Origin of the sequence: Thalassobacillus cyri (assembly GCF_900107755.1) — a bacterium.
Lineage (GTDB): Bacteria > Bacillota > Bacilli > Bacillales > Halobacillaceae > Thalassobacillus > Thalassobacillus cyri.
Genome location: NZ_FNQR01000008.1, coordinates 1 through 25,602 on the forward strand (window position 1 = coordinate 1; position 25,602 = coordinate 25,602).

Below are 25,602 nucleotides of genomic sequence, written 5' to 3' on the forward strand. Positions count from 1 at the left end.
GAAAACTAAACCGCCTGACTCCTGTCGAATACAGAAATCAGGCGGTTGCATAACCCCGGTGTTTTTTCAATGTCTACAGTTTTGGGGCTTGACCACTACGGTGATACCGTGTCAGCAAGGTTTTTTCTGTTAACACTTTAATTGATGCAAGTCTGAATAACACGTCTGTAATTGATGATAGAGGGTTTTATAAATATCGAATAACTGCTGATAAGTCTCATGTGACTCCTGATTAGGGTGGTAGCTTTTTTTCATTGGGATGGAATGCTTGATTCCTTCCAGACTGTCTACCTCCTGTAAACTGTATAGAGCTACCCACGCAGCGCCCCAGGCAGAGCTTTGATGGCAGTCTGGAATATGTACCGGCTTACCGAAGACATCCGCTAATATCTGTACCCACAAAGGGGATCTTACGAATCCACCGCTTGCCAGGAGTGTGGTATGGTGATTTCCCAGCCTCTCGAGCGCGAATGCGATATGGTAAATGGAGAAAATTACTCCTTCCATCCCCGCCCGGATCATATGTTTCTTGTGATGGGTGGGCGTCAGGCCGATGAAGGAGCCGCGAGCCTTTGCATCCCAAAAAGGCGCCCGTTCGCCATTTAAATAGGGAAGGAAGAGCAGTTTTTCTGCCCCGGCTTCCACCTCTCCAGCTAATCCTACCATCTCTTCGAATGTCAGCTGGCCGTCATCCCACAACTGCTTGAGCCAGTTCAGAACAGTACCCCCGTTATTGGATGGCCCTCCTGTAATCCAAAAATCATCGGTAAAACTATAAGAGAAAACCTCTTGCTTATCATCAAGGAGGGGTTTTCGTGAGAATTGCCGAATCGCCCCACTTGTGCCGATCGTGACCGCCGTTTCACCAGGATTGATTGCTCCGATCCCCAGATTGGCAAGAGGGCCGTCACTGCCTCCGATAACAAAAGGTGTCCCCGCTGCAAGACCTGTATGGGCAGCTATATCAGCTTTCAACCCAGTCATCGTGTAGGTAGGAGGAACAGGGGTAAACAACTGTGCTTCTTTAATGCCGGCAAGAGATAAAGCATCATTGTCCCATCGGTGTTTGTGGATATCAAACATTCCCGTGGCAGCAGCAATCGAATAATCGACGACATGCTCATTGAACCAACGTTTGATCAAATACTCCTTAATAGATACGAAATAACGGGCTTTTTGCCATTCTGTCTTTCCATGTTTGTGGCCCCACATGAGTTTGGAGAGGGGAGTCATGGGATGTAGAGGCGTCCCTGTTCTCAAGTAGATTTCATGATGTTCACGCTTCAAGTAAGCTGCTTCTTCATGACTCCGGGTATCTGCCCAAATGATCGAGGGAGAGAGTGCTTCCCCGTTTTCATCGATACAGATGAGCGAGTGCATCGCTGCGGATAGACCGACACCAGTCAATTGCCGGACAGAAATTTTCGCTTGTTCCATTGCTGTCCGGATGACCTCCTTGGCAGCATGTTCAATCTCAGCGGGGTCCTGCTCGGCATACCCTGGAGAAGGGTGGACAATGCGGTAGCCACTTTCCGCCTCGGATACAGCATTACCATCATAATCGAATACGACCGCTTTCGCACTAGTGGTTCCTATATCAAGTCCGATTACATATTTTTTCATACGATACCTCCGTTCTTAGTTGCCATCACACTCTTTTTCGGGAAATAGCATCCCTCATTTTTTGCAGTGCTTCCTGAGATTGGTCTTGTTTCTTCATACTGTAAGTGACATATAGAGCATCGATGATACATAATTCAGCAATCCTTGAAGAGAGTGCTTCCGATCGGTACTCCGTTTCTTGTGAAACGGTGTAAAGGCAGACGTCTGCAGCTTTTGTCAGTGGTGACTTGGCAAAGTTAGTAATAGCAATGGTTTTTACATGGTTTTCTTTGGCAACTTCCACGACATCTAAAATGTCTTTATTCGAGCCAGTATGAGAGATGAAAAAAGCAATATCCTCTTCTTTCATTTGTGAGGCAGCCATTAATTGTAGATGCGTATCGGTGTAAGCGTTGACTGGCAAGCCGGCCCGCATGAATTTATGCTGCGCATCCAATGCTACGATTCCGGAGCCGCCATTTCCGAAGAAATAGACATTCTTAGCATCCAATAGAAGTTCAAGTGCTTTAGAAATTCCTTCCCGACTTTGAATCGCACGGGTATTCTCTATCGCATTCAAATTGGACTGAAAAACTTTTTCCGTGATTTCTAATTCGCTATCGTCTTCATTGATCGTTTCATGGATATCGGTAATCGGATTGACGATTTCGGACGCGAGGGCAATTTTCATCGCCTGGTAGCCTTTAAAACCTAAGCGCTTACAAAAACGGAATACGGTAGCATCAGCAATCATCAGATCATCTGATACCTGGTTGATTGTGGCATGAATGATGTTTTCTGGATCTTCCAATATATAATCAGCAATTAATTTTTCTTTTTCACTAAACTGTGTGTAAGAAGAACGTATACGGTTCAATACATGCTTTGCAGGTGCTTCTATCATAATTAAGTCCTCCTGGATGTTCTATTATCTCTATTGTATACGAAATAAATTTCAAAAAAAAGCAATTGTGAAAGAAATTTTTTTCATGAAAACGGTTGTAATGAAAAAATATTATTGTATAATCGGAATTACAGAAAAAAATTTTCATCGATGAAGTTACACACGAAAGGGGTCATGTTATGCAAGTAGGTCTGATAGGACTGGGGAAAATGGGTTACAACCTGGGGTTGAACCTCATTGACCATGGTCATCAAGTGATAGCGAACGATGTCAATCATGAACAAGTGGCTGACATTGCAAGAGAAGGAGCAACTCCAGCCAACAGCTTGAAAGAACTGGTAACAGCTCTTGAAAAACCGAGAACGGTGTGGGTGATGGTTCCAGCTGGCGAAATTACCCAATCTGTATTGGGAGAGCTTTACGAACTCCTTGAAGAAGGCGACCGTATCATTGATGGCGGAAACTCAAATTATAAGCAAAGTTTACAGCGCTCCGAATGGTTCAAAGAGAAAAATATTTTCTTCTTTGATTGTGGTACCAGCGGAGGAACAGACGGTGCCCGCCACGGTGCATGTTACATGATTGGCGGAGAAGAAACAGAATTTCGTGCCATCGAATCAATTTTTCGTGACACTTCCGTTGAAAACGGTTACCTGTACGCTGGAAAAGAAGGAAGCGGTCATTTCTTGAAAATGGTACATAACGGCATCGAATATGGCATGATGCAAGCCATTGCCGAAGGGTATGAAATCTTGGAAAAAAGCCCATTCGACTACGATTATGCTGCTGTATCGAAAGTTTGGAATAACGGTTCTGTCATCCGCTCCTGGCTGGTCGAACTCATGGAACAAGCATTTTCCAAGGATGCCAAGCTGGAAGATATCCGTGGAGTAATGAATTCCTCCGGAGAAGGAAAATGGACGATGGAAACCGCTTTGGAATACGAGATGGCGACACCAGTGATCGCCATGTCACTGATGATGCGCTACCGTTCTCAGGAAAATGATACGTTCTCTGGCAAAGTAGTAGCAGCCTTACGTAATGAATTTGGCGGCCATGCCGTCGTAAAAAAATAAAAAAAGATCAAAGGGGAGAAAAGTAACATGAAAAAACTGTTGACTTTATTAGCAGCATCTTTAATGATTTTTGTTTTGGCAGCCTGCGGCGGAGATAGTAATAGCTCTGGCGCTGAAGGTAATGAAAGCGCTTCAGGTGATGGAGAAACGAAAACAATCCGTGCAGGTATCGGTCTGAATGACCAGCATCCACAGTATAAAGGTCTATTGAAGTTCAAGGAGATTGTTGAAGAAAAGACAGACGGCGCAATTAAAGTAGAAACTTACCACAGCGGCCAGCTTGGTGATGACCGTACGATGACTGAAGCACTACAGCTTGGTACGCAGGAAGTGACGATTCCTTCCACTGCTCCTCTTGCTAACTTTGTCCCTGAATTCAGTGTTTTTGACATTCCATTCCTATTCCCTAACGAGGAAGTAGCTGATGAAGTACTTGCAAGTGATGTCGGTCAAGGGTTATTGGAGAAATTAGAATCTCAGAATCTAGTAGGTCTGGCATATTGGGAAAATGGTTTCCGTGATTTGACGAACTCTAAGCGCGCGGTAGCGACTGCAGAAGATTTCAAAGGCTTGAAAATTCGTACCATGGAAAACGACCTTCATTTGGAAGCGTTTAAGGCCTTAGGTGCAAACCCTACTCCAATGGCATTTACTGAGTTGTTCACTGCTATGCAGCAAGGAACAGTAGATGGTCAGGAAAATCCATACGCTACAATCTATTTGCAAAAATTCTATGAAGTACAGGACCATGTATCCAATACGCATCATATCTACAGCCCGTTTGTATTCCTGATGAGTAAAGAATTCTTTGATGGTTTGAATGAAGACCAACAAAAGATCGTAACTGATGCAGCAAAAGAAGCTGGAAAACACCAAATCAAATTGAACCGTGAAGCTAACGAAAAATATTTGAAGTCCCTTCAAGAAGAAGGAATGACTTACACAGAAATCACTCCAGAAGCACGTGAAGAAATGGTGAAGAAAGTACAGCCAGTCATCGAAGATTTCAAAGATGATATCGGTGCAGAAACTGTAGACAAGGTTTACAAAGCTGTCGAAGAAGCCACGAAATAATAGATGAAATGAAAGAAATGGATAGAGCATCCCCTGGTGAGACTAACCATGGGATGTTCTATTTATAAAGGTTAGAAGAGGCGGCGAGGTGAAACGATGAATGTCTTAAAAATGATCGATCGCAGATTGGAAGAAGTATTATTATTCCTGTTTTCATTTGTCATGGTTACGGTCATTTTCATCCAGGTGGTGATGCGGGTTTCAGGGAATTCCCTCTCCTGGTCGGAAGAGCTTGGGCGATATTGCTTTATATGGCTGGTTTACATAGGAATAAGCTACGGTGTGAAAAAACAGCGCCACATCAAGGTGGATGTCATGCTGTTATTGTTGAAAGGGAAAGGCAAGCTTATCCTGGCAATCATTTCGAATCTACTATTCTTAGGATTCAGTCTGGTAGTCGTTTTCTATGGCTGGAATATCGCACAACAGCTATTAGGGTTCGGACAGCAGTCACCGGCTTTACATATTCCGATGGGGCTTGTATACATGGCTACTCCAATTGGCATGGGGCTGGCTGCCATCAGGCTGATCCAAAACCTTTACTTCCAATTCAAGATGCTGTTAGGTAAAGAAGAAATTGAGGTCAGTGACGAACGGGATCGTTTGAAGAAGCAAGAGGAGGAGGATGAATTATGACAACACTTGTATTATTCGGCAGCTTTGCAATCTTCCTGCTCTTAAGTGTCCCGATCGGTATCGCGCTTGGCTTATCTACGTTTACAACGATTCTTTATTCAGGGGCAATCCCGCTCCAATTTTTAATGAAGGAACTTGTAACGTCCGTCGACTCGTTCCCGATCATGGCAGTGCCTTTTTTCATACTTGCTGGTGAGATCATGGGTAAAGGCGGGATTTCTGAGCGTCTGTTCAAATTTGCAAATGCATTAGTAGGGAACAAGACTGGCGGATTTGCCATGGCCACGATCATTACCTGTATGTTCTTTGCTGCCATTTCGGGATCTGGACCAGCGACCGTTGCTGCGATTGGCGGTATCATGATTCCTGCCATGGTCAAGCAAGGATATGATAAAAAATTTGCTACGGCAACCGTTGCGGCAGCGGGATCGATTGGTGTCATCATCCCGCCAAGTATTCCAATGGTCATCTACGGCGTAGTAGGGGGAGCCTCCATTGGTGATATGTTTATCGCCGGGATTATTCCTGGACTTATCGTAGGATTTGCCATGATGCTCTGGGCCTATATTTATTCAAGGAAAAACAATTATAAGGGAAGCGATGAAAAAACTTCTTTCCGGTACATTTGGGAGACATTCTGGGACGCCAAATGGGCACTCGTCATTCCGGTCATCATCCTTGGTGGTATTTACGGTGGTATTTTCACACCGACCGAGGCAGCAGTTATTGCTGTGGTATACGGAATCATTGCGGGACTGCTTTTATATCGGGAGTTGGCACTTAAAGATCTGCCGAAGCTATTCATTGATTCCTCGCTGACAACAGCGACGATTCTGATTATCGTCGGCACGGCAACGGCATTCGGTCGTCTTCTCACGATCGAACAGATTCCGACACAGGTCGCTAACATGATGCTGGCTATATCGGAAAGTGAAATAGTCATCATCCTGCTGATTACTGTCCTGCTTTTACTGGTAGGCTGTTTCATGGATACGTTAGCTGCCATCATCATCCTGACACCAATATTGCTGCCAATCGGTATCAACCTTGGCTATGATCCGATCCATTTTGGTATCATCATGGTCGTCAACCTGGCAATCGGGTTCATCACACCTCCACTTGGGGTCAACTTGTTTGTGGGATCCGGTATTTCAGGATTATCGATTGAAGCCTTATCTAAAGCGATCATTCCATACTTTTTAGCGATGCTGTTCTCATTATTGATGATCACATTCATACCTGAACTATCGCTCTGGCTGATCAGTTTTGGTGACTAAATAAATATATGCAAAAATTCCCTTGTCAGAAAACAAGGGATTTTTGCCATCTTTACAGGAAAGAAGGGACATACCATGAATAATTTGGATGTGGTGACCTTAGGCGAAACAATGGTTTTGTTCAGCACACGTGAAAATTTGCCCCTCGATTACGTCCATCAGTTTCAAAAGCAGATTGGTGGAGCAGAATCCAATGTCGCTATTGGTTTAGCGAGACTTGGCCATCGTGTCGGCTGGATCAGTAAACTGGGGAGCGATCCATTTGGTCAATATGTTAATAAGTTCATCCGCGGAGAAGGGGTGGACACGTCCGAGGTTTTGTTTACCGAGAAAGCTCCGACGGCAGTCTTTTTCAAAGAAAGCCTGTCGGAAGGAAACGTCAACGTGTATTACTACCGGAAGGGCTCTGCTGCAAGCATGCTTAGCCCTCATGATTTGAATGAAGCTTATATCAGGCAGGCAAAATTTTTACATATTACCGGGATCACTCCTGCATTAAGTGAGACGTGCAATCAAGCGATCTATGAGGCAATCGAGATAGCCAAACGAAATCATCTGACCATCGTGTTTGATCCGAATATCCGCTACAAGCTGTTCCCGGACGAGGACGAAGCTCGAAAAACGCTGCTCGCTATTGCAAGTGAGGCAGATGTTTTACTGCCCGGATTGGATGAAGGAGAGTTTTTGACCGGGGAATCGACTCCGGAAAAAATCAGTTCCAGGCTTAGACAGCATAAGGAACAGAAGGTGATCATTAAATTGGGTGAAGATGGCGCCTATTACCAAACAGCAGATGGCGCTGGATATGTGGATGGATTTCCTGTCGATCAAGTGGTCGACCCTGTCGGCGCTGGAGATGCTTTTGCCTCCGGGGTGATCAGTGGGCTGATTGAAGAAAAACCGATCGAAGCAGCGGTCAGGCAGGGAAATGCCATGGGAGCTTTTGTCGTACAAATGAATGGGGATATCGAAGGTACCCCAACCAAAAAACAGCTTGCTGATCTTCTCGATCCGAAACAGAATAAACGGGATGTCCATCGATAGGAGGAAACGATAATGAGAAAAACGGAACGGATGAATAAAATCTATCAATCTGGGATAATAGCAGTCATACGACGACCGGACCCGGAAAAAATCATGCCGATAGCGGAAGCTTTGCTAGCAGGTGGCATTGATACACTGGAAATTACAGCCGACAGTGAACGCGCCTATGAAATGATCGAAAAAGTCAAAAAAGAGTTTGGCGATAAGGCGCTCGTCGGTGCTGGAACCGTGCTGGATGAAGTCACAGCAAGACATGCCCTGGAAGCAGGGTCTGATTTTATCTTTGCACCTAACTATGACCGTGTCACAGTGGAAATAGGAAACCGTTATGGTGCAGTGACCATCCCGGGTGTCATGACGCCGACGGAAATTGTTTCTGCCTATACCGCTGGAGCCGATTTGGTCAAAATTTTCCCTGCAGCATCGCTTGGATCCTCGTATTTAAAAGATTTACAGGGACCGCTTGGCCACATTCCTATGATACCAACCGGCGGAATCAACCTGGATAACGTGGAAGCCTACATAAATAACGGAGCTTATGCTGTCGGAGCAGGTGGCTCGCTGATGAATAAGCAGTTGTTAGAAGCGGAGGACTTTGAAGGTCTGGCCGAGCTTGCACGGAACTTCGCACAAAAGGTAAAAGACGCACGAAAGGAGTAGTCATATGAAAATTACAAACTTGAAAACTTATGTGGTCCCACCTAGGTGGTTGTTTTTGAAAATAGAAACCGATGAAGGAATTGAAGGCTGGGGAGAACCAGTGATCGAAGGACGAGCCCATACGGTGGAAGCGGCTGTCGAAGAACTGAGCGATTACTTGATCGGTAAGGATCCGCTGAAAATCGAAGATCATTGGAATGTCATGTATCGTTCCGGCTTTTATAGGGGCGGACCGATTTTGATGAGCGCGATTGCAGGCATTGACCAGGCGTTATGGGACATCAAAGGCAAATATTATCAAGCCCCGATCTCCGATTTGATGGGCGGTGCCTGCCGTGATTCAATCAAGGTCTATTCCTGGATCGGCGGGGACCGTCCATCGGATGTCGGTGCCGCAGCAAAAGATGCTGTCGACCGGGGATTCCATGCTATTAAAATGAACGGTACCGAAGAGCTGCAATATATCGACAGCTATCAAAAAATCGATGAAGCCGTAGCACGGGTGGCGGCAGTCCGGGAAGCGGTCGGTGATTACGTAGGAATCGGCATCGATTTTCATGGACGCGTTCACAAACCGATGGCGAAAGTGCTGGCAAAGGAACTCGAGCCATACCGTCCGATGTTTCTTGAAGAACCGGTATTAGCGGAGAATAATGAAGCATTGAAAGAAATAGCGATGCACACCTCCATTCCGATTGCGACCGGAGAGCGGATGTTTTCACGATGGGATTTCAAACAATTATTATCAGATGGCCATGTCGATATCATCCAGCCGGACTTATCCCATGCCGGCGGGATAACTGAATGCAAGAAAATCGCTTCGATGGCAGAAGCCTATGATGTAGCAATGGCACCGCACTGTCCGTTGGGACCAATTGCGCTTGCTGCCTGTCTTCAGGTCGATGCAACGAGCCACAATGCATTCATTCAGGAGCAAAGCCTCGGTATCCATTATAACCAGGGCAGTGATTTACTGGATTATATCACCGACCCATCCGTGTTCGAATATAAGGATGGCTACGTGTCGATGTTGAAGGGACCTGGTCTCGGAATCTCGATTGATGAAGAAAAAGTTAAAGAGAAGGCAGGTGAAAGCCACCGCTGGAGAAACCCTGTCTGGCGTCATCGTGACGGCAGTGTAGCGGAGTGGTAACAGAACGATGAGCGTATTCATTCAAGTAGTATTACCGGTCCTGCTTATTTTTGGGGCCGGTTATCTCATACAAATTGTTGCGAGGCTGGATATCAAGTCACTCGCAACGGTCACGTTATACATCATGCTTCCGAATTTAGTTTTCAACACATTCTATGAAGCAGAACTCGATCAAAAATATGTCATTATGGTCGTTTTTGCCGCCATATTACTGGCTGCTATTGTAGCCATCAATAAACTAACAGCTTATTTTCGAAACTATAATCAATCGATGGAAAGCGGCATGATCCTGTCGACCGCTTTCATGAATTCCGGTAATTATGGGACACCGATCATCCTGTTCGCTTTTGGCGAAAAGGCATTCATGTATGCCATATCCTTTATGGTGCTCCAGGCGATCATCATGAACTTTTTCGGGGTTTACTACGCGGCGCGGGGAAGTGCAGGAATTAAACTTGCCCTTCAATCTGTATTGAAAATGCCGCCTACCTATGCGGTAATCGTCGCTTTGATCATGAACCTTGGCTCCATACCGGTACCTGAAAATCTCATGTCTGCCATCAACTTAGTAGGAGATGCAACCATCCCGACGATGATGATCACGCTTGGGATGCAGCTTGCAGAGATTACCGTGAAGAATATGGATTGGAAAAAAGTGACCTATGCGACATCTGTTCGGTTGCTGGCGTCACCATTGATTGCTTATTTGATTACGTTAGTGTTACCGATGGATCCACTGATGGCAAAAGTATTGATTGTAGCAGCAGCCTGTCCATCAGCGGCCACCACGACGATGTACGCCCTGCAATTTGATGCCAAACCGGATCTGGTTTCCAGTATCACACTGGTAACCACGTTAGGAAGTCTGATTACAATACCGATTTTACTGACTCTTTTAAGTTAGGCCCAGTTAAATCTCAGAGTTGATTTTACAATTAAAGCTCCCTTTTGCTGAAGACTCAGTATCGAGATAGTTGGGTCCGTTACCATAAGAGTAATGGGATGGTCCGGGAAAGCGAATCCTTCCCCAACGACCCTGAACTCTACCAAACATCTCGAAATCAAGTCTTCGACTTTTCGGCTCTAGAGTTGAATAGGCCTCTTATGTAAAATCAACAACAACGTTTAACAGAGCTTTATGTTAAGAAGGAGGGAATACGATGAAAATAGTAATCACTGATTATGAATATGATACCCTGCAGCAGGAACAGGAAGTTTTGACAGAAGCTGGCCTGGAGTATGTGGCTTTGCAATGCAAGACAGAAGAAGAAGTGATCGAAGCATGTCGTGACGCCGATGGAATCATTACCCAATATGCACCATTCACAGAGAAGGTCATCAATAACCTTGAAAAGTGTAAAGTAATTGCACGTTACGGGATAGGTGTTGATTCGATTGATGTCAATGCCGCTTCTGAAAAGGGAATCACCGTTTGCAATGTGACAGATTATTGCCTGGATGAAGTATCAGACCATGCGATGGCTCTTTTACTGTCAGCAGCTAGAAAAGTGACTCTATTGAACAACCATGTAAAAAACAACGATTGGAACTTCAACCTTGGAAAGCCGATTCACCGTCTGCGTGGACAAGTACTGGGGTTGGTCGGATTCGGAAATATACCACAGCGTCTGGCTGAAAAAGCAAAAGCATTCGGACTGCAGATAATTACTTATGATCCCTATATAGATGAGACTGCAGCCGGGGAAAAAGGAGCCCGATTGGTAGATTTCGATTCATTACTGGCAGAGGCTGATTTTGTCTCTGTCCATGCCCCTTTAACAAAAGCTACTCAGCATATGATGAACGAGGAAGCTTTTCAGAAAATGAAACCGACTGCTTATTTGATCAACACGGCCAGGGGAGGGCTGGTGGATGAAGCAGCTTTAGAAGGAGCTGTCAAAAATAAAGAAATTGCAGGTGCAGCGATTGATGTTATGGAACAAGAGCCTCCTGTAACTGACCACTCGTTGTTGGCTTACGAGGAAATGATCATCACTCCGCACGTCGCCTGGTATTCGGAAGCCTCAGAAGCAGAATTGAAGCGCAAGACTGCTCAGAATGTAGCGGATGTGTTAACAGGAAAGAAGCCAGCCTATTCCGTTAATAGATAAGGAGGAACAAGATTGCAGGAACTTTCAAAGAAAGTAATTGTGCATATCGATGAAACACAGACGATTATGGAATTGAATCAAATTATTCAAAAGTATGAGGCAGAAATCCTTATCAAAAAGAATGTCAACGGCAGCATCATCGAAGTCAACTTGAAAAGCTTCCTTGGCCTCATCAACTTAAGGCTTCATAACGGCGATGAGCTGTATGTTTACTGCTCAGGTCCGGAAGCTTCAGAAGCAATGAAAGCAATAGAACAGTTCCTGAACTGAATATTAAAACGAGTACCCCTGAGACCTTTAATTCTAAGAAGGTCCAGGGGTATTGTATTACCTTGAAAATCATGTAATATTTTGTCAGATGGTGTGCTATAATAGTGTGATATGATAGACCTAGATTGAGAGATGAAAAGAGGGAGGGGCATACGGTGAATATTGGGAAGAGGGTCCAATATATTATGTATTACCAAAATTCACAACTGACAGGCTTGAAAAATGGACCAATTCTCCCTGAAAAATGGCCAGTTATACTAGAAGGACGATTACTCCTCTGAAAGGAACAGACGGACTATCTAGCTGAATACTTGGATATACCCTTAGCATATTTAACTGACTTTAATCAGACTGACATACACCGACTGCTCCAAGACCTTCAACACGAACTCCTGACTAAACATAATCTAGACAAAACAATAATCGTCAGGTTAGCTGAATCAATGTCGATCCCATCGATCACCCAGGAAATCATCAACTTATTAAATCAGTGTATCATATAAATATAAACAATTTGAGCAAGTCAATCAGATTGAAAATATATACTTAGCATTCATATTGCCAGACCATAACATTTTGAAGGAGTCTGCGGTATTCCAACGGGCTCTTTTTTGTTTTTATGGCTTTAAGTATGTTTATGAAGGGAAACGGGAAGAATCACATGCATACTTTGACCGTTTGTTAGAGAGACGACAGATCCTGTGACGAGATCGTTTCTGTTATTCAGAATCTTTCCTTGACTTGAAAAGAAAACGGCGAGTAAGACCAAGTTATTCATTATATGAAGAGTCTGAAGCGCTACAGCCAGGAACAGCAAGATGGACAAGCATTGGCGATTGCACTCAATTACATCGGCACTATGTATATTGAGAAAAAAGCATATCGCCAGGCGATACACTACTTTGAACAAATGAAAAAGCTGGGTTTATCACCACGCCTCACATCCCGGTTGTATCATAAACTAGGGGTGTTATCTTTTAAATTGGACAATTTCAAACAAGCGATTACGATGTACGAAACCGGTAAAGAACTGAAAGAAGAGCACGGCATCAACGATGGATTATTCCTTTCCTATCACGCACTCTTCAAAGCTTACCATTTTAACGATGACCAACTCAATGCAGCAAGATATTTTGAAAAAGCATATGCCTACGCCCAAGATGAAAGTGAAGAAGCATTACTTATATTAGCGAAGGCGCAGACATCGGAAACAAATTCCCCTGAATAAGCACTGCAATGGTACGACAAAGCACTTGATCATTACGAACGCTATCATATCAAAGGCAAGCTTGAGACCATTTATCCAGCAGCTGCAAAATTGGCTGAACAACTGGGACAATATCAAAAAGCTAATAAATTTCAAGTTAAGTTGGAACAGCTGCACAATAAAAAGGCAATGCGAAGCAAGCATAGAGGACGGGTACTGATGAACATTGGAAATCGACTGAATTACTTACAGCAAACAAAAAATTGTATAGCACCTGATTTTCAGCATGGCCCGATTCTTGAGAAAGAGTGGGAGGCCATTTTACAAGGCCAGCTGCCATTAAGCGGTGAACAGGCAGCATACCTTGCTGAACAATGGAATCTTCCAGTAGACTACTTGGTGGATTACGATGCAACGGACATAGCCATTCACCGAGAACTGCAGCGCATACAGCATGAACTGCTGACAAATGATGATAAAGCGAAACAAAGACTCGTACAGCTTGGCGGGACATATGCTATTCCATCTATTATGCAGGAAACCATCTTCAAACTACTGCAGGCTGTTAATTATTATAAAATAAACCAACCAAAAGATGCCGAAGAAATCGAGGAAGGTTATTTATCTTTTATGCTGCCGGGTTTTAATGTATTGAAAGAAATCGGAGTATTCCAAAAAGCACTCTTTTATTATTATGGGTTCAAGTATTATTATGAAGGTGAAAAGGAAGAGTCATTCTCTTATTTTGAAAGGATTTTGGAAAAGACGCAGGATACGGAAGAAGTCATATCGCTTATGCAAAATCTCTCCTTGATAGCGAAAGATAGCAAAGAATACGACTGCGCTATCAATTATATGAATCGGTTGGAAACTTTTAGTTCAGAACATGGATCTAACCGGGGTCTAGCCATAGCCTGGAACTATCTCGGTGTACTTTATTTGCTGAAGAAAAACTATCCGACTGCGATTCAATATTTTGAAAAAATGAAAACGCTTGAATTAAACCCATTAATGCAATCGAGAATGTATCATAATCTTGGGGTGCTGTATGGTGAAAAGCAGTACTATCATGAAGCCATTAAGATGTTTAGCAAATCAAAAAAAGTCAAAGAAAGCAACCAGATGACAGAGGACCTGTTCTTATCTTACCACGCGCTTGCAAGGAATTATTTCTTAACTGGGCAGCCTGCTGAGGCTAAGCATTACTTGACTTTTGCGCAGCAAACCGCTGCCAATGAAGATGAACGATCGTTGGCAAAGATGGCTGAAGCGGAAATGATTAAAGCGAGCTACCCGAAAGCAGCCATCGATTTATATGTACAGGCTGTCAACTACTATGAAAAAGTACAGTTCATTGGCGAGTTAGACGATCTATATCCAACTTTAATCCGTTTATTTGAACAAGTTGGCGATCCTGCCATGGCTTTAGAGTTTCGTCAGCGCTATCAATCGTTGCACGTAGATAAGGATGAATCGAAACATGCCTAAGAGGATGATTATATGAACATTGGAAATCGCCTGCATTATTTGATGAAGGCGCATAAACGTCCAGCACCTGATTTTTCAGATGGGCCGATCCTGGAAGTCGAATGGGAGCAGCTACTCTTCGGGCGCTTACCACTTATAGAAAGTCAGGCAGAATATTTAGCAGACTTATGGAATATACCTGTAGCCTATTTAGAGGATTATAACGAGAAGGACCTTACTGTTTTTCGTAAACTGCAGTCATTGCAACATGAGCTTTTAACCAACAAGGAGCAAGCATCAGAAACCATTCAAACCCTCGATAAACCATGGGCACTGGCATCGCTGACGCAGGAAGTGATCTTTCATTTATTGAAATCCATTTATCTCTATAAAAATAATTTTAAAACGGAAGCCGAGAAAATTGAAGCGGATTATTTGTCATACATGCTTCCCGACCATAATGTCCTGACAGAGTCGTCAGCCTTTCAAAAAGCGTTATTTTATTACTATGGAGTCAAATATTTTTACGAAGGAAAGCAGGAAGAGTCATTTGCTTACTTTGAACGACTTTTGGAAAAAACGAACGATGAGGATGAAGTAGTGTCAATCATGCAGAACCTGGCTTTGATTACGATGAACAACCAAGATTATGACCAGGCGATTGCTTATATGAAGCGATTGAATGAATTCAGCTTAGCTCAAAAAAACAACCGAGGACTCTCAATCGCTCTGAATTACCTGGGAGTCTTACACATGCTAAAGGAATCTTATCCAACTGCCATCCAATACTTCGAAAAGATGCAGAAGCTTGATTTAGATCCAGTTACGGAATCACGGATGCAGCATAATCTGGGTGTTCTTTACTACAAGTTGAATAAATATCAGCAGGCATTACAGAAATATCGGGTTGCGCTACAGTTGATTGAAGATCATGATCTGGATGAAGGGCTATTCGATGAATTGCACGCGATAGCTAAAATCAACTTTTTCCTGAAGAATAAAGAAGCAGCTGATTGCTACTTGGAAAAAGCAAGACAAGCAGCCGGAAATGAAGATGAAATAACACTAGCAAAGCTGCTCCAGGCTGAAATGCTGGCAGGTGAAAATATCAGCAGGGCCATCCTTCTCTATGAAGAAGTGATCGCTTATTACGAAGCCCTGCAGAATAAACGCAAACTAGAAGAAATTTATCCCGTTGTTGCTGAGTTATATAGTGAAAAAGCGAAGCAGCTAAAGCAGAAACATGAGCAGCTGCACATTGATGAAGCAGCTTCTGATTCCAAAGAAGCGTAAACCTGTAAGCATATGCTTGCAGGTTTTCCGCGTAAAAGGAGCGCTTTCCAACATGAAATATTGGATTTTGCCGGTCCTCTGGATGGCGGTTATTTTTTATTCTTCCTCCCAGCCATATCAAGAGCAGAATATAAAACCTTTTTTATCGGATACAATCGACCTTTCCTTCCTGAACCCTTTGCTCGAGTCCGTACAATTTACGTACCACAACTCGGAAGTGAGTCTCGCTGCTCTGGGAACTGAGGGATTGGTCGAATTCTTCATTCGAAAAGGCGCCCATATCACTGTTTTTCTTATACTCACCTTATTGTTTTATTACGCACTTACAAAAACGAGCCAGTTAAGTCTAAACGTTCGGCTGGCAGTCGCCTGGCTTATGACAGTCATGTATGCTATCACAGATGAATGGCACCAGGGTTTGACGCCTAACCGTACTCCATATATCGGGGATGTCATTCTTGATGCGACAGGTGCGATAATTGCTGTAGCTATTCTGTTTTTATTGTCGAGAAAGAAGAATCCGGGAAAATGATATTGTCTTATTTAAACTATTTCCCGGGAAATTACCCGCATTTGTCGAAATCTTTTTAGAATAATCAGTCACCAGTTACAAGAAGTGACAAACTTCTTAAGACCCCTGTGCTAGCATTGATGTTAATCAGCAACTGACATCCAATGCGGGAGGGCGTATGATGAATTTAAAATCGAGGATTGATTATTTATGTCATATCAATGCTGTCACGGTTGACCAGTTGGACATCCCTATGGAAGAATTGGAAATGCTCGAGAAGGGGCTCATCCAATTGCCACCCTCAAGCACCAGATATCTCAGTGGATATTTTGACAGGCCTGTTTCATACTTTGAAAATCATAATATAACGGATCAAGGACTTCATAACTTATTACAAAGCCTTCAGTTAGCATTATTTACAGGGGAAAATAAGAAAGCTGAAGAGACCATCTCTAAAATTGAAATGTACCAGCCTATCTCATCTCTTCACCAGGAGATGATCTATCATTTGTTATTAGCAGTATACCATTACCAGCAATACATGTATGAGCATGTTAAATGGCTTGATGATAACTACCTAAGTTATTTTTTGGACAAGCCAAGCGACTTTATTAAGCATAATAAAACCTTCGATAAAGCTCTTTTCCATTACTTAGCTATGAGATACCATTATCAGGGACAGTGGTTAGAAAGTGAAATGTATTTGGCGGAGTTATTCGAGCTTACTAATGAGCAAGAGAAATCTACATTTATATCCAATTTCCATTTTTATTTACCAAAGGGTAAGGAAACAGTTTATAATTAGCAAAAAAACAATCCTTATATAAAGCAGGTGATCTGTCGGAAAATGGCAGGTGATCTGTTTTTTTATGGTTACTAAATATTACATATTAATTAATACAGTCAAAAAAACAAGTTTGGTGTCGTATAAAAATGTGAATATAGAGTATAGAAACAAAGCAAGCTTTTTATGCATATGTATAACTAAAAGGACAGAGGAGTTTTACAGATGAAAGAGGATATTAATTTACAAGAGGTTCTACAAAATATCATTAAGCTTAGTGAGGCTGCAGAAATAGAAACTACCCAGGAAGCAATTGAAGAACTGATTCAACAGTTAGGTTGATTATTAGTGAAATAACAGTTGGGGACAAGGCTGATTTGTATAAACATCTTTATCAATGGAATAATTTAAGGTAAAATGATATCGATTGACTATTACCTACCGTGAAGTGAGGTCCCCTATGTTTGAAATAATTAATTTGTTAATAGCACTCTTCCTTTCATTTTTGACAAGCTACCTACTCACTTTTCCAGTAAGAAAGCTGGCAGTCAAATGGAAGGTGATGGATTATCCAGAGCTTAGAAAAATTCATACTCAAATAACCCCCCGCATGGGTGGAGTTTCAATTTTTGCAGGCACAGTTGTCGGCGTTCTTTATCTACAGCCGGAAATCCCGCATTTTTGGGCGGTTTATCTCGGTGCTACCATTATCATGATTACTGGTTTATTAGATGATCGCTACCAGCTAAGGCCTTTAGCTAAGCTTTCCGGCCAGATTGTGGCAGCTGCATTATTGCTTTTTTCTGGCTTGTTGATTGAAAATATCACCATTCCTCTCTTTGGAATGATTCATCTAAATCTATTTTTTAGTGCATTGATCACCTTCTTTTGGATAATCGGAATAACTAATGCAATTAATCTTATTGATGGTTTGGATGGATTGGCCACGGGTGTGTCTACCATAGCTCTGATCAGTATTACAATTATGGCTTTTATAGATAGTCAAATTGCTGTCGTACTACTATGTTTCGCGCTTATCGGAAGTAATTTAGGTTTTCTGATTCACAATTTCTTTCCGGCAAAAATTTATATGGGTGACACAGGCTCTTTGTTTCTAGGTTACTCAGTTGCTGTATTGTCCATGTTAGGGCTGTTCAAGAGCTTAACTTTTTTCAGTTTTGTCATTCCTATTTTGGTACTAGCTGTTCCTATTTTTGATACTTTGTTTTCTATAATCAGAAGGTTGATCAATAAACGGCCGGTAATGGAAGCGGATAACCAACATATTCATTATCAATTGATAGCGACAGGGTTCAGCCATCGGACCACTGTTTTGATTATTTATTTATTTAGTGCGGTATTTGGAGCATTAGCTATTTTATTTTCCTATACACCATTTTTACTTACTCTAGGGATAACGGTTTTTGTAGTATTTATTCTACATTTGTTTGCAGAAATGACAGGGGTAGTCAAAGGTGGAAAAAAGCCTGTAATTGATACCGTAAAAAGTACAGCCAAAGCGGTTAAAAAAGAAAAAAAACAGTAAGAGGGTACATTAAAAAATAGAGCCGCGATTCTTCGCGCCTCTATTTTTCTTTAGCCCTATTCCTCAATTATCCATGAGAAGCAGTTGTATTCATACCTAAGTGTTCCTGAAGAGTAAGTTTCACATCATTTATGGAACTATCATAGACGTTATAATAATAAACTCCGTTCAAACGTATACCTTCCCCCGTTAACTCCAATTTTTCGATTTTATTAGTGTTGAAATTTTTGTACTCCTTATAAAATGCAAATAGTTCACCGATCTGTAAGTTGGTAGTTACATTGTTTCCGAATTCATTGGTCAATTCATCTATTTTAAAAAAAGAGCCTGGTTTAGTCAGTTGCTGAACAAGGCTTTCGAGTACTTGTTTTTGACGATCAGCACGACCGAGATCACCGCGAGGGTCCTGTTTCCTCATCCTTGCATAACCAAGTGCCTCTTCTCCGTTCATTAACATCTCGCCTTCATGATATTCAAGGGTTTTTGTTTTATCAGCATTTTTCTCAGTGAAATCAAATGGCACTTCCACTGGAACTCCTCCTGCAATATTTATCACATTTTCAAAACCCTCAAAGTTGATGGTCGCATAGTAATCAATTGGAATATCTAAGAATTCTTCAACAGTCTCGATAGTCATCTTAGGTCCTCCAAATGCAAAGGAATGATTGATTTTATCTTCGGTTCCCTTTCCGGCAATGGATACTAATGTATCCCGTGGAATGCTTACTAATTTCATAGATTTTTTTTCTTGGTTAAAAGTAACTACCATTATAGAGTCAGCGCGTCCAGTAGCCCCGCTTGAAGCGTAGTCTTCTACCCCTAAAAGAAGGATAGATATAGGGTCTTCCATTATTTCTACACTTTCTTGACGTAAATCAGATTTGTCTCGTTTCAAATCATCATAGGAATTTTTTGATGCCTTAAAAGTTTGATAATAAATATATCCAAAGCCCCCTCCTATAGTAACTAAGAGAATAAGCAGGAAGGATACCAGCTTGTTGATTCGCTTTCTTTTCTTCTTTCTTTTGTCAGCTCTATTCATATGTGTTACTCCTTTTGTTTATAATTTCAAAATGATAAGGTTTTTTTATACATACTATGGGCAAAAGATGTGGCTTTTTAAAAAAGATGATATCTTGAAACATTCTATTACTAGAATTCTAAAAAAACAAGCGACTAAAGTACGTAGGCTTTATTCCCTTCTTGGTTATTAATATTTCATTTATATTACTAATTTGTAATGAGTTGATTATCGATTTTGAATGCAGCATTACTTTGACCAGGAGTAGTTGCATATATCCAATTTATGTTAAATTTATATAGGTTCTTTATTCATGGGGGAGGAGCAAGCTTGGAGTATAACCTGGAAAAGAGTTTTTTTCCATTATTACATCAAACATCAATGGTTTCTCACTTGCTTTAATTTTTTCATTTCCTTTAAATTAACTCTCAAAGCGTGTCATTCTTTAAAGAATATTGTAGAATAAGAAGGGGTTAAAGATGATGTAATTAACTGGGAAGGCTGTTCTTGAGGCAGTGTTGTTTTTTACAAAAATATATAAATGTCTTTATATTTTTTGAATATCAAAGTAACTAAGCAGAGGAGAGAATTTCAGGATGAATATTTGTGTAGTTGGATTAGGGTATATTGGCTTGCCATCAGCCGGTTTTTTTGCTGAAAAAGGCTTCCAGGTCCATGGAATGGATGTTAATAAAAAAGTGGTGGAAACTTTAAAAGAAGGAAGCGTGCATATTGAAGAGCCAGGCTTGCCTGATTTAATCAACAAAGTAGTAAAAAGCGGACAATTGACTGTATCTGATAGTGTTGTACCTTCAGATGTATTTATTATTTCTGTTCCTACACCTATATATGAAAATCAAACAGCTGACCTGGATTATGTGAAAAGTGCCACAGAAAGTGTACTGCCTTATTTGACTAAAGGGAATATTGTTGTCATTGAATCAACTATTCCTCCTAGAACTATTGATGATATAGTTGTCCCTATCATAAAGGAGTATGGCTTCGATCCTGATGCAAACGAAATATATGTAGCCCATTGTCCGGAACGAGTCATCCCTGGCAATATTTTGAATGAGCTGGAAGAAAACAATCGTATTGTAGGTGGGTATACAGAAGAAGCTTCGAGGAAAGCGGCCGAAATATATCGGCAGGCTGTCTCCGGGGATGTTTTTGAGACAAAAGCGATTACAGCGGAAATGGCTAAACTAATGGAAAATACCTTTCGTGATGTCAATATCGCTCTAGCCAATGAACTGGCTAAGGTAAGTAGTAAGCTTGAGGTTAATGCGCATGATGTTATCAGCCTGGCTAATATGCATCCCAGGGTAAATATCCATCAGCCAGGACCTGGAGTGGGTGGTCATTGTTTGGCTGTAGATCCATATTTCATCATCGAAAAAGCTCAAGCAGAAACACCATTAATCCAAACGTCGAGAGAAATCAACGAATCCATGCCATCCTTTGTTGTTGAGCAAGTGAAGAAAATTTTACAATACAAGGATAACCCGAAAATTGCAGCACTAGGCTTAGCTTATAAAGGTAATGTAGATGATCTTAGAGAAAGTCCTGCAATAACCATCGTGGAAAAGCTTGCTGAACAATTTGAAGTGAAGTGCCATGACCCATTTGTAAAAGAAGATATGACACATTTAAAACTGCATTCATTGGAAGAAGCCCTGGATGGTTCGGATATCGCGCTTATTTTAACGGACCACAATGTATTCAAAGATCTGGGTGCTGGCGTTTTCACGACCCATTTATCCCAACCGTATATTTTAGATACCAAAAACTGTCTGCCTGCTCAAGAAGGATTGACGATTTACCGCATCGGTGATTTATCAAAAGTAAACCCTATAGAGTAGGCACCAGATAAAGATGATGATCTATATCATCGTCTTTATTTTTATGATTAGTTAGAAATCAGTTGGAGGTTTGACAATGAAAGAAACCATTTTAGGCGTTGATGTAACAGATAAAAACTATAAAGAGATCTCTGAATCTATTATTTATGATATAAACGCAGGTAAACAATCATTTATTGTAGCTGTGAATCCAGAAAAGGTATTGAAAGCACAAAAAGATGAAAAGCTCAGACAGCTGCTTAATCAAGCAACCTATCAAATACCTGATGGCATCGGAATCATTCTTGCCTCAAAAATAAAAAAAGGAAATATAAGGGAACGCGTAACAGGAATTGATCTATTATTCAAGATTAGTCAGATGGCTGAACAACATCAAAAATCTATATTTTTATATGGTGCCAAACCTGAGGTTAACGAGCTGGCAAAACAAAATCTGTTAAAATACTACCCAAATTTAAATATTGTCGGAACCATGCATGGGTATGAAAAAGATGAACAATTAATTATAGATAAAATAAATGAATCCAAGGCGGATATTTTGTTTGTAGGTCTGGGAAGTCCACGTCAGGAAAACTGGATTATAGAAAATATGAAAAAGTTGGATGTGAGTATTTTCCAAGGTGTTGGAGGGTCTTATGACGTTTTGTCAGGTAAGATCAATCGTGCTCCTGCTATATTCCGTAAGTTTGGGTTAGAATGGCTGTACCGTTTGCTTGTAGAACCTAACCGAATTAAACGGCAAATAAAATTGCCTATATTTTTAATAAAAGTTTTAATGTCTAAGAATGAAAGCTAAGGCTTGGAGGGTCGTGGAGTGGAGGACTCAAGAAATCGTATTCTGATTGTTAGTAACATGTATCCCGGAAAGCATAGTGAGACGTATGGAATTTTTGTAAAAAACCAAGTGGAAGCCCTTCGGAAGAAAGGGCATAAAATAGATGTCGCTGCAATTGATGATGCCAGGACCGGTAAATTTAATAACATGAGAAAATATTTAGTATGGTTATTACACGCGCTTTATGCAGTATTTAGATACAAAGATAACTATAAACTTGTACATGCTCATTATGTTTTTCCTAGCGGCCTCATTGGTTTGTTAAGTAAAAAACTATTTGGAACTAAATTAGTCGTTACAGCGCATGGAGGCGATATTAATAAGCTTGCCAAGAAAAACAAATTTTATTTCAATCAGACAAAAAGGATTTTACAAGCCTCCGATGTAATAATTGCTGTAGGGGAAGATTTGCAAAAACAAATCATTGAAGATTTCCACGTTGATTCTAATAATGTCCGGCTTATGAGCATGGGAGTAGATCGAAGTGTATTTGCTCCTATCCCTAAGTTCAAGGCTAAAAAAGAAACAGCTTTCGATATAGAAGGTTTCCATATATTATTTGTTGGGAATCATATACGCGAAAAAGGGTTAATGGAATTACTGGAATCATACCAGCAATTAAAAGCACAATACGATTACCTGCGATTACACTTGATTGGTTCCCAAAAAAACCAGGAATTTCTGGAAGAATTAAACCAAAGAATAGAAGAAAAGAGAATCATAGGAGTTTCTCTTCATGGCCCCAAAAACCAAGAAGAATTATCGAAGTATATGGCAGCCGCAGACGTTCTGGTATTACCTTCTTATTCAGAAGGGTTTGGCTTAGTTGCATTGGAGGCAATGTCAGCTAATACACCTGTGGTAGGAAGTGATGTGGGTGGCTTATCTCACCTGCTGGCTGAGAATGCAGGTATATTAGTCAAACCAAAAGATTCAGCTGCGTTAAGCGCTGGAATCGAAGAGCTTATTAGAGACCCTGAAAAAGGTAATTTGCTGGTTGCTCAAGGAGATAAAAAAGCAGAGCTTTTTAGTCAGCAACGTATCATTGAGGAGTTATCACAAATTTATCAATTAGTAGATTAGGAACTCCCCTCTCAATTCTTGAATCAATGAATCTATTGGACTAGTAAAACTTGACCATGCAATGTTGATTCTATAAAATAATGCTGATACTTAAACAGATAAACTCGCTGTAAAAAAACGCACTCAGGAGGAGTATACAGGATGGAATATACTGCTTTACTATTAAGCTTTGTTACTGTAGTAATTTTAACACCATTAGTTAAGCAACTAGCTTTTCGTATTGGGGCAGTCGATGTACCGGACCAAAGAAAAGTTCATAAAGGAATTATGCCTAGACTAGGTGGACTGGCAATCTATATCAGCTTTATGGTATGGTTATTGACTTTCGCATGGAATCAGCCTTATACCATATATTTATTCCTTGGCGGTACCATGATCATGTTGGTTGGATTATTGGATGATATTAAAGGATTGTCGCCTAAAGTGAAAATGGCTGGACAAATTCTTGCAGCGGGTATCATCACCGCAGGCATTCAAATTGAATATATTATTCTGCCATATGATTTGGAACTAAAGTTCGGTTTGCTTAGTGTGCCACTGACTATCCTTTGGATTGTTGCTATTACTAATGCCATTAACTTAATCGACGGGTTAGACGGACTTGCTTCAGGGGTATCAGCAATCGCACTCATAACTATATCCGGATTAGCGATAACAATGGGAAATACTTTTTCTTTGCTAATCGGGTTAATACTATTAGGCAGCACATTAGGTTTCTTATTATATAATTTTCATCCAGCGAAAATCTTTCTGGGAGACACAGGGTCATTATTTTTAGGATTTATGATAAGTGTCCTTTCTATCCTTGGTTTTAAAAATGTAACCATGTTTTCCATTGTGGTACCTATGATCATTTTAGGAGTACCCATTGCAGATACTTTCTTTGCCATGGTTCGTCGCCTGGTAAAGAATCAGCCAATCACTGTACCGGATAAATTCCACATGCATCATTGTTTAATTCATTTAGGCTATAGTCATCGTAAGACAGTGTTTATTATTTATATGATTAGTGCCATTTTTGGATTAGCTGCAGTGATAATGACAAAAGCAGCTTTATGGTTAGCTCTAACAGTTTTAGCAGCTTTAATTCTTTTCGTAGAAGTGCTGGTAGAATTGACTGGACTTATCGATAGAACTTACCGGCCAATATTGAATTTGATTACGACAAGTAGAATAAGGCGATAGCACAATACTTGTATCATTAAAATTAGGAAGTGAATGTAAAATGGATAAAATCGTGCACATTGGATACCATAAAACAGGTACGACTTTCTTGCAGGATGTATTATTCCCAAAACATCCTGAAATTCATTATGTAGATCGTATGACCACGCAAAAATATTTTTTGCGTGTAGGATCTTTATTCTTTGATGCAGATAAAGTTAAAAATGAAATAAAAACTTTAGAAAACTCAGTAGATAATGGGAAAAAAGCACTTGTTTTTTCAGATGAAGAGTTATCTGGCCATATTCATACGGGGGGGAATGGCGGTTATCTATCAAAAGAGGTAGCAGACCGTATTCATCAGGTAATGCCTGATGCCAAAATTATGATTAATGTACGAAATCAAGTTAAAATGATTGATTCCGTATACAGACAGTATATTAAAAAAGGTGGCACCTTTAGTGTAGAGAAATATTTGTTTAATAACAATGGTCTGCCTCATCGTCAACCACGCTTTCAATTTGCACATTTTGAATATGATCGTCTGGTTGAATACTATATCAATTTGTTTGGAAGGGAAAATGTCTTTGTTTACCTTTATGAGGATTTTAAACAAGACAAGTCTTTTTATAACGATATGTTAGAAGAAATGGGTTTATCGTCTATCGATAATATAAAAAAAATGAGTTCGGATATAAAGAACCCAAGTTATTCTGAGTTTTCATTAGCGGTGGCAAAGTACTTCAACCGTTTTTATGGCGAGGATCCAATCAATCGCCGTTGTATCGTCCACATTCCTTATTTATATAAAATTGTAAAGAAGCTGTTATTCAACTATGAACTGAAAGTTCGTAAAAAGTCACCCGGATCGGTGCTGGATGAAGATACCAAGCATTATATTGAAGATTATTACCGGGAAAGCAACAGACGATTAATGGAATTAATTGCCCAGGATGTTACACGATATCATTATCCAGTCTCCCACACCTCAACTAATGTTGGTGAGCTAGTCCACCAATGAT

General features: G+C 40.9%; 24 protein-coding genes. 21 read left to right on the top strand and 3 right to left on the bottom strand.

All coding sequences use genetic code 11. The features are described 5' to 3' along the window. Nucleotides 1-129: 129 nt before the first annotated feature. Nucleotides 130-1,623, bottom strand: a complete 1,494-nt coding sequence (locus BLV00_RS10730) for a gluconokinase (RefSeq protein WP_093044988.1) — start codon at nt 1,621-1,623, stop codon at nt 130-132. Between the two features lie 25 nt (nt 1,624-1,648). Continuing rightward, the gene (locus tag BLV00_RS10735; RefSeq protein WP_093044989.1) at nt 1,649-2,506 is read right to left on the bottom strand and encodes a MurR/RpiR family transcriptional regulator; all 858 of its coding nucleotides are present in this window, start codon (nt 2,504-2,506) and stop codon (nt 1,649-1,651) included. Between the two features lie 179 nt (nt 2,507-2,685). On the opposite strand from BLV00_RS10735, the gene gnd reads away from it, so the two are divergent. From gnd to BLV00_RS10815, 16 genes are all read left to right on the top strand, one after another. After that, nucleotides 2,686-3,582, top strand: coding sequence for a phosphogluconate dehydrogenase (NAD(+)-dependent, decarboxylating) (gene gnd, locus BLV00_RS10740; protein ID WP_093044990.1), 897 nt, complete (start codon nt 2,686-2,688; stop codon nt 3,580-3,582). Between the two features lie 27 nt (nt 3,583-3,609). Then, the gene (locus BLV00_RS10745) at nt 3,610-4,656 is read left to right on the top strand and encodes a TRAP transporter substrate-binding protein (RefSeq protein ID WP_093044991.1); all 1,047 of its coding nucleotides are present in this window, start codon (nt 3,610-3,612) and stop codon (nt 4,654-4,656) included. Between the two features lie 96 nt (nt 4,657-4,752). Next, the gene (locus BLV00_RS10750) at nt 4,753-5,292 is read left to right on the top strand and encodes a TRAP transporter small permease (RefSeq protein ID WP_093044992.1); all 540 of its coding nucleotides are present in this window, start codon (nt 4,753-4,755) and stop codon (nt 5,290-5,292) included. Next, complete coding sequence (locus BLV00_RS10755) at nt 5,289-6,569, top strand: TRAP transporter large permease (protein WP_093044993.1); 1,281 nt, start codon at nt 5,289-5,291, stop codon at nt 6,567-6,569. Before BLV00_RS10750 ends, BLV00_RS10755 begins: the two co-directional genes overlap by 4 nt. A gap of 75 nt (nt 6,570-6,644) precedes the next feature. After that, complete coding sequence (locus BLV00_RS10760) at nt 6,645-7,613, top strand: sugar kinase (protein WP_093044994.1); 969 nt, start codon at nt 6,645-6,647, stop codon at nt 7,611-7,613. A 12-nt stretch (nt 7,614-7,625) separates the two neighbouring features. Beyond that, nucleotides 7,626-8,273 carry a bifunctional 4-hydroxy-2-oxoglutarate aldolase/2-dehydro-3-deoxy-phosphogluconate aldolase gene (locus BLV00_RS10765; protein WP_093044995.1) on the top strand — a complete coding sequence of 216 codons (648 nt, stop codon included), beginning with the start codon at nt 7,626-7,628 and terminating at the stop codon, nt 8,271-8,273. Nucleotides 8,274-8,277: 4 nt separating this feature from the next. After that, the gene (gene dgoD, locus BLV00_RS10770; RefSeq protein WP_093044996.1) at nt 8,278-9,426 is read left to right on the top strand and encodes a galactonate dehydratase; all 1,149 of its coding nucleotides are present in this window, start codon (nt 8,278-8,280) and stop codon (nt 9,424-9,426) included. A 7-nt stretch (nt 9,427-9,433) separates the two neighbouring features. Continuing rightward, the gene (locus BLV00_RS10775) at nt 9,434-10,330 is read left to right on the top strand and encodes an AEC family transporter (protein WP_093044997.1); all 897 of its coding nucleotides are present in this window, start codon (nt 9,434-9,436) and stop codon (nt 10,328-10,330) included. 256 nt (nt 10,331-10,586) lie between these two features. After that, a complete protein-coding gene (locus BLV00_RS10780) occupies nt 10,587-11,537 on the top strand; it encodes a C-terminal binding protein (protein WP_093044998.1) in 951 nt (316 codons plus the stop codon). A gap of 12 nt (nt 11,538-11,549) precedes the next feature. Further along, nucleotides 11,550-11,807, top strand: coding sequence for an HPr family phosphocarrier protein (locus tag BLV00_RS10785; protein ID WP_093044999.1), 258 nt, complete (start codon nt 11,550-11,552; stop codon nt 11,805-11,807). A gap of 781 nt (nt 11,808-12,588) precedes the next feature. Beyond that, nucleotides 12,589-13,035 carry a tetratricopeptide repeat protein gene (locus tag BLV00_RS10790; protein ID WP_093045000.1) on the top strand — a complete coding sequence of 149 codons (447 nt, stop codon included), beginning with the start codon at nt 12,589-12,591 and terminating at the stop codon, nt 13,033-13,035. Nucleotides 13,036-13,125: 90 nt separating this feature from the next. Continuing rightward, on the top strand, nt 13,126-14,502 hold the full coding sequence (locus BLV00_RS10795; RefSeq protein WP_093045001.1) for a tetratricopeptide repeat protein: 1,377 nt from the start codon (nt 13,126-13,128) through the stop codon (nt 14,500-14,502). A gap of 12 nt (nt 14,503-14,514) precedes the next feature. Further along, nucleotides 14,515-15,774, top strand: a complete 1,260-nt coding sequence (locus BLV00_RS10800; RefSeq protein WP_093045002.1) for a tetratricopeptide repeat protein — start codon at nt 14,515-14,517, stop codon at nt 15,772-15,774. A 52-nt stretch (nt 15,775-15,826) separates the two neighbouring features. Continuing rightward, nucleotides 15,827-16,306: a VanZ family protein gene (locus BLV00_RS10805; RefSeq protein WP_093045003.1), complete on the top strand. Its 480-nt coding sequence runs from the start codon at nt 15,827-15,829 to the stop codon at nt 16,304-16,306. Between the two features lie 160 nt (nt 16,307-16,466). Further along, entirely contained in the window at nt 16,467-17,090 is a 624-nt protein-coding gene (locus BLV00_RS10810; RefSeq protein WP_093045004.1) for a hypothetical protein, read from the top strand. Between the two features lie 484 nt (nt 17,091-17,574). Beyond that, complete coding sequence (locus BLV00_RS10815) at nt 17,575-18,615, top strand: MraY family glycosyltransferase (protein WP_425441674.1); 1,041 nt, start codon at nt 17,575-17,577, stop codon at nt 18,613-18,615. A 67-nt stretch (nt 18,616-18,682) separates the two neighbouring features. Here BLV00_RS10815 and BLV00_RS10820 read toward each other — a convergent pair whose 3' ends face one another. After that, entirely contained in the window at nt 18,683-19,657 is a 975-nt protein-coding gene (locus BLV00_RS10820; RefSeq protein WP_093045006.1) for an LCP family protein, read from the bottom strand. A 575-nt stretch (nt 19,658-20,232) separates the two neighbouring features. Between BLV00_RS10820 and BLV00_RS10825 the strand changes: the two genes are divergently transcribed. The 5 genes from BLV00_RS10825 to BLV00_RS10845 all read left to right on the top strand — a co-directional run bounded on the left by BLV00_RS10825 (nt 20,233) and on the right by BLV00_RS10845 (nt 25,601). Next, nucleotides 20,233-21,498, top strand: a complete 1,266-nt coding sequence (locus tag BLV00_RS10825; RefSeq protein ID WP_093045007.1) for a nucleotide sugar dehydrogenase — start codon at nt 20,233-20,235, stop codon at nt 21,496-21,498. Between the two features lie 76 nt (nt 21,499-21,574). Continuing rightward, a complete protein-coding gene (locus BLV00_RS10830) occupies nt 21,575-22,294 on the top strand; it encodes a WecB/TagA/CpsF family glycosyltransferase (protein ID WP_093045008.1) in 720 nt (239 codons plus the stop codon). Between the two features lie 57 nt (nt 22,295-22,351). Continuing rightward, a complete protein-coding gene (locus BLV00_RS10835; RefSeq protein WP_093045142.1) occupies nt 22,352-23,416 on the top strand; it encodes a glycosyltransferase in 1,065 nt (354 codons plus the stop codon). 141 nt (nt 23,417-23,557) lie between these two features. Further along, on the top strand, nt 23,558-24,601 hold the full coding sequence (locus BLV00_RS10840) for a glycosyltransferase family 4 protein (RefSeq protein ID WP_093045009.1): 1,044 nt from the start codon (nt 23,558-23,560) through the stop codon (nt 24,599-24,601). Between the two features lie 40 nt (nt 24,602-24,641). Next, nucleotides 24,642-25,601: a hypothetical protein gene (locus BLV00_RS10845; protein ID WP_093045010.1), complete on the top strand. Its 960-nt coding sequence runs from the start codon at nt 24,642-24,644 to the stop codon at nt 25,599-25,601. The last annotated feature ends 1 nt before the right edge of the window (nt 25,602 follow it).

Coding starts and splice junctions, on each gene's coding strand:
- BLV00_RS10730 (WP_093044988.1), bottom strand. CDS start 1,623: ATGAAAAAATATGTAATCGGACTTGATATAGGAACCACTAGTGCGAAA.
- BLV00_RS10735 (WP_093044989.1), bottom strand. CDS start 2,506: ATGATAGAAGCACCTGCAAAGCATGTATTGAACCGTATACGTTCTTCT.
- gnd (WP_093044990.1), top strand. CDS start 2,686: ATGCAAGTAGGTCTGATAGGACTGGGGAAAATGGGTTACAACCTGGGG.
- BLV00_RS10745 (WP_093044991.1), top strand. CDS start 3,610: ATGAAAAAACTGTTGACTTTATTAGCAGCATCTTTAATGATTTTTGTT.
- BLV00_RS10750 (WP_093044992.1), top strand. CDS start 4,753: ATGAATGTCTTAAAAATGATCGATCGCAGATTGGAAGAAGTATTATTA.
- BLV00_RS10755 (WP_093044993.1), top strand. CDS start 5,289: ATGACAACACTTGTATTATTCGGCAGCTTTGCAATCTTCCTGCTCTTA.
- BLV00_RS10760 (WP_093044994.1), top strand. CDS start 6,645: ATGAATAATTTGGATGTGGTGACCTTAGGCGAAACAATGGTTTTGTTC.
- BLV00_RS10765 (WP_093044995.1), top strand. CDS start 7,626: ATGAGAAAAACGGAACGGATGAATAAAATCTATCAATCTGGGATAATA.
- dgoD (WP_093044996.1), top strand. CDS start 8,278: ATGAAAATTACAAACTTGAAAACTTATGTGGTCCCACCTAGGTGGTTG.
- BLV00_RS10775 (WP_093044997.1), top strand. CDS start 9,434: ATGAGCGTATTCATTCAAGTAGTATTACCGGTCCTGCTTATTTTTGGG.
- BLV00_RS10780 (WP_093044998.1), top strand. CDS start 10,587: ATGAAAATAGTAATCACTGATTATGAATATGATACCCTGCAGCAGGAA.
- BLV00_RS10790 (WP_093045000.1), top strand. CDS start 12,589: ATGAAGAGTCTGAAGCGCTACAGCCAGGAACAGCAAGATGGACAAGCA.
- BLV00_RS10800 (WP_093045002.1), top strand. CDS start 14,515: ATGAACATTGGAAATCGCCTGCATTATTTGATGAAGGCGCATAAACGT.
- BLV00_RS10805 (WP_093045003.1), top strand. CDS start 15,827: ATGAAATATTGGATTTTGCCGGTCCTCTGGATGGCGGTTATTTTTTAT.
- BLV00_RS10810 (WP_093045004.1), top strand. CDS start 16,467: ATGAATTTAAAATCGAGGATTGATTATTTATGTCATATCAATGCTGTC.
- BLV00_RS10820 (WP_093045006.1), bottom strand. CDS start 19,657: ATGAATAGAGCTGACAAAAGAAAGAAGAAAAGAAAGCGAATCAACAAG.
- BLV00_RS10825 (WP_093045007.1), top strand. CDS start 20,233: ATGAATATTTGTGTAGTTGGATTAGGGTATATTGGCTTGCCATCAGCC.
- BLV00_RS10830 (WP_093045008.1), top strand. CDS start 21,575: ATGAAAGAAACCATTTTAGGCGTTGATGTAACAGATAAAAACTATAAA.
- BLV00_RS10835 (WP_093045142.1), top strand. CDS start 22,352: ATGTATCCCGGAAAGCATAGTGAGACGTATGGAATTTTTGTAAAAAAC.
- BLV00_RS10840 (WP_093045009.1), top strand. CDS start 23,558: ATGGAATATACTGCTTTACTATTAAGCTTTGTTACTGTAGTAATTTTA.
- BLV00_RS10845 (WP_093045010.1), top strand. CDS start 24,642: ATGGATAAAATCGTGCACATTGGATACCATAAAACAGGTACGACTTTC.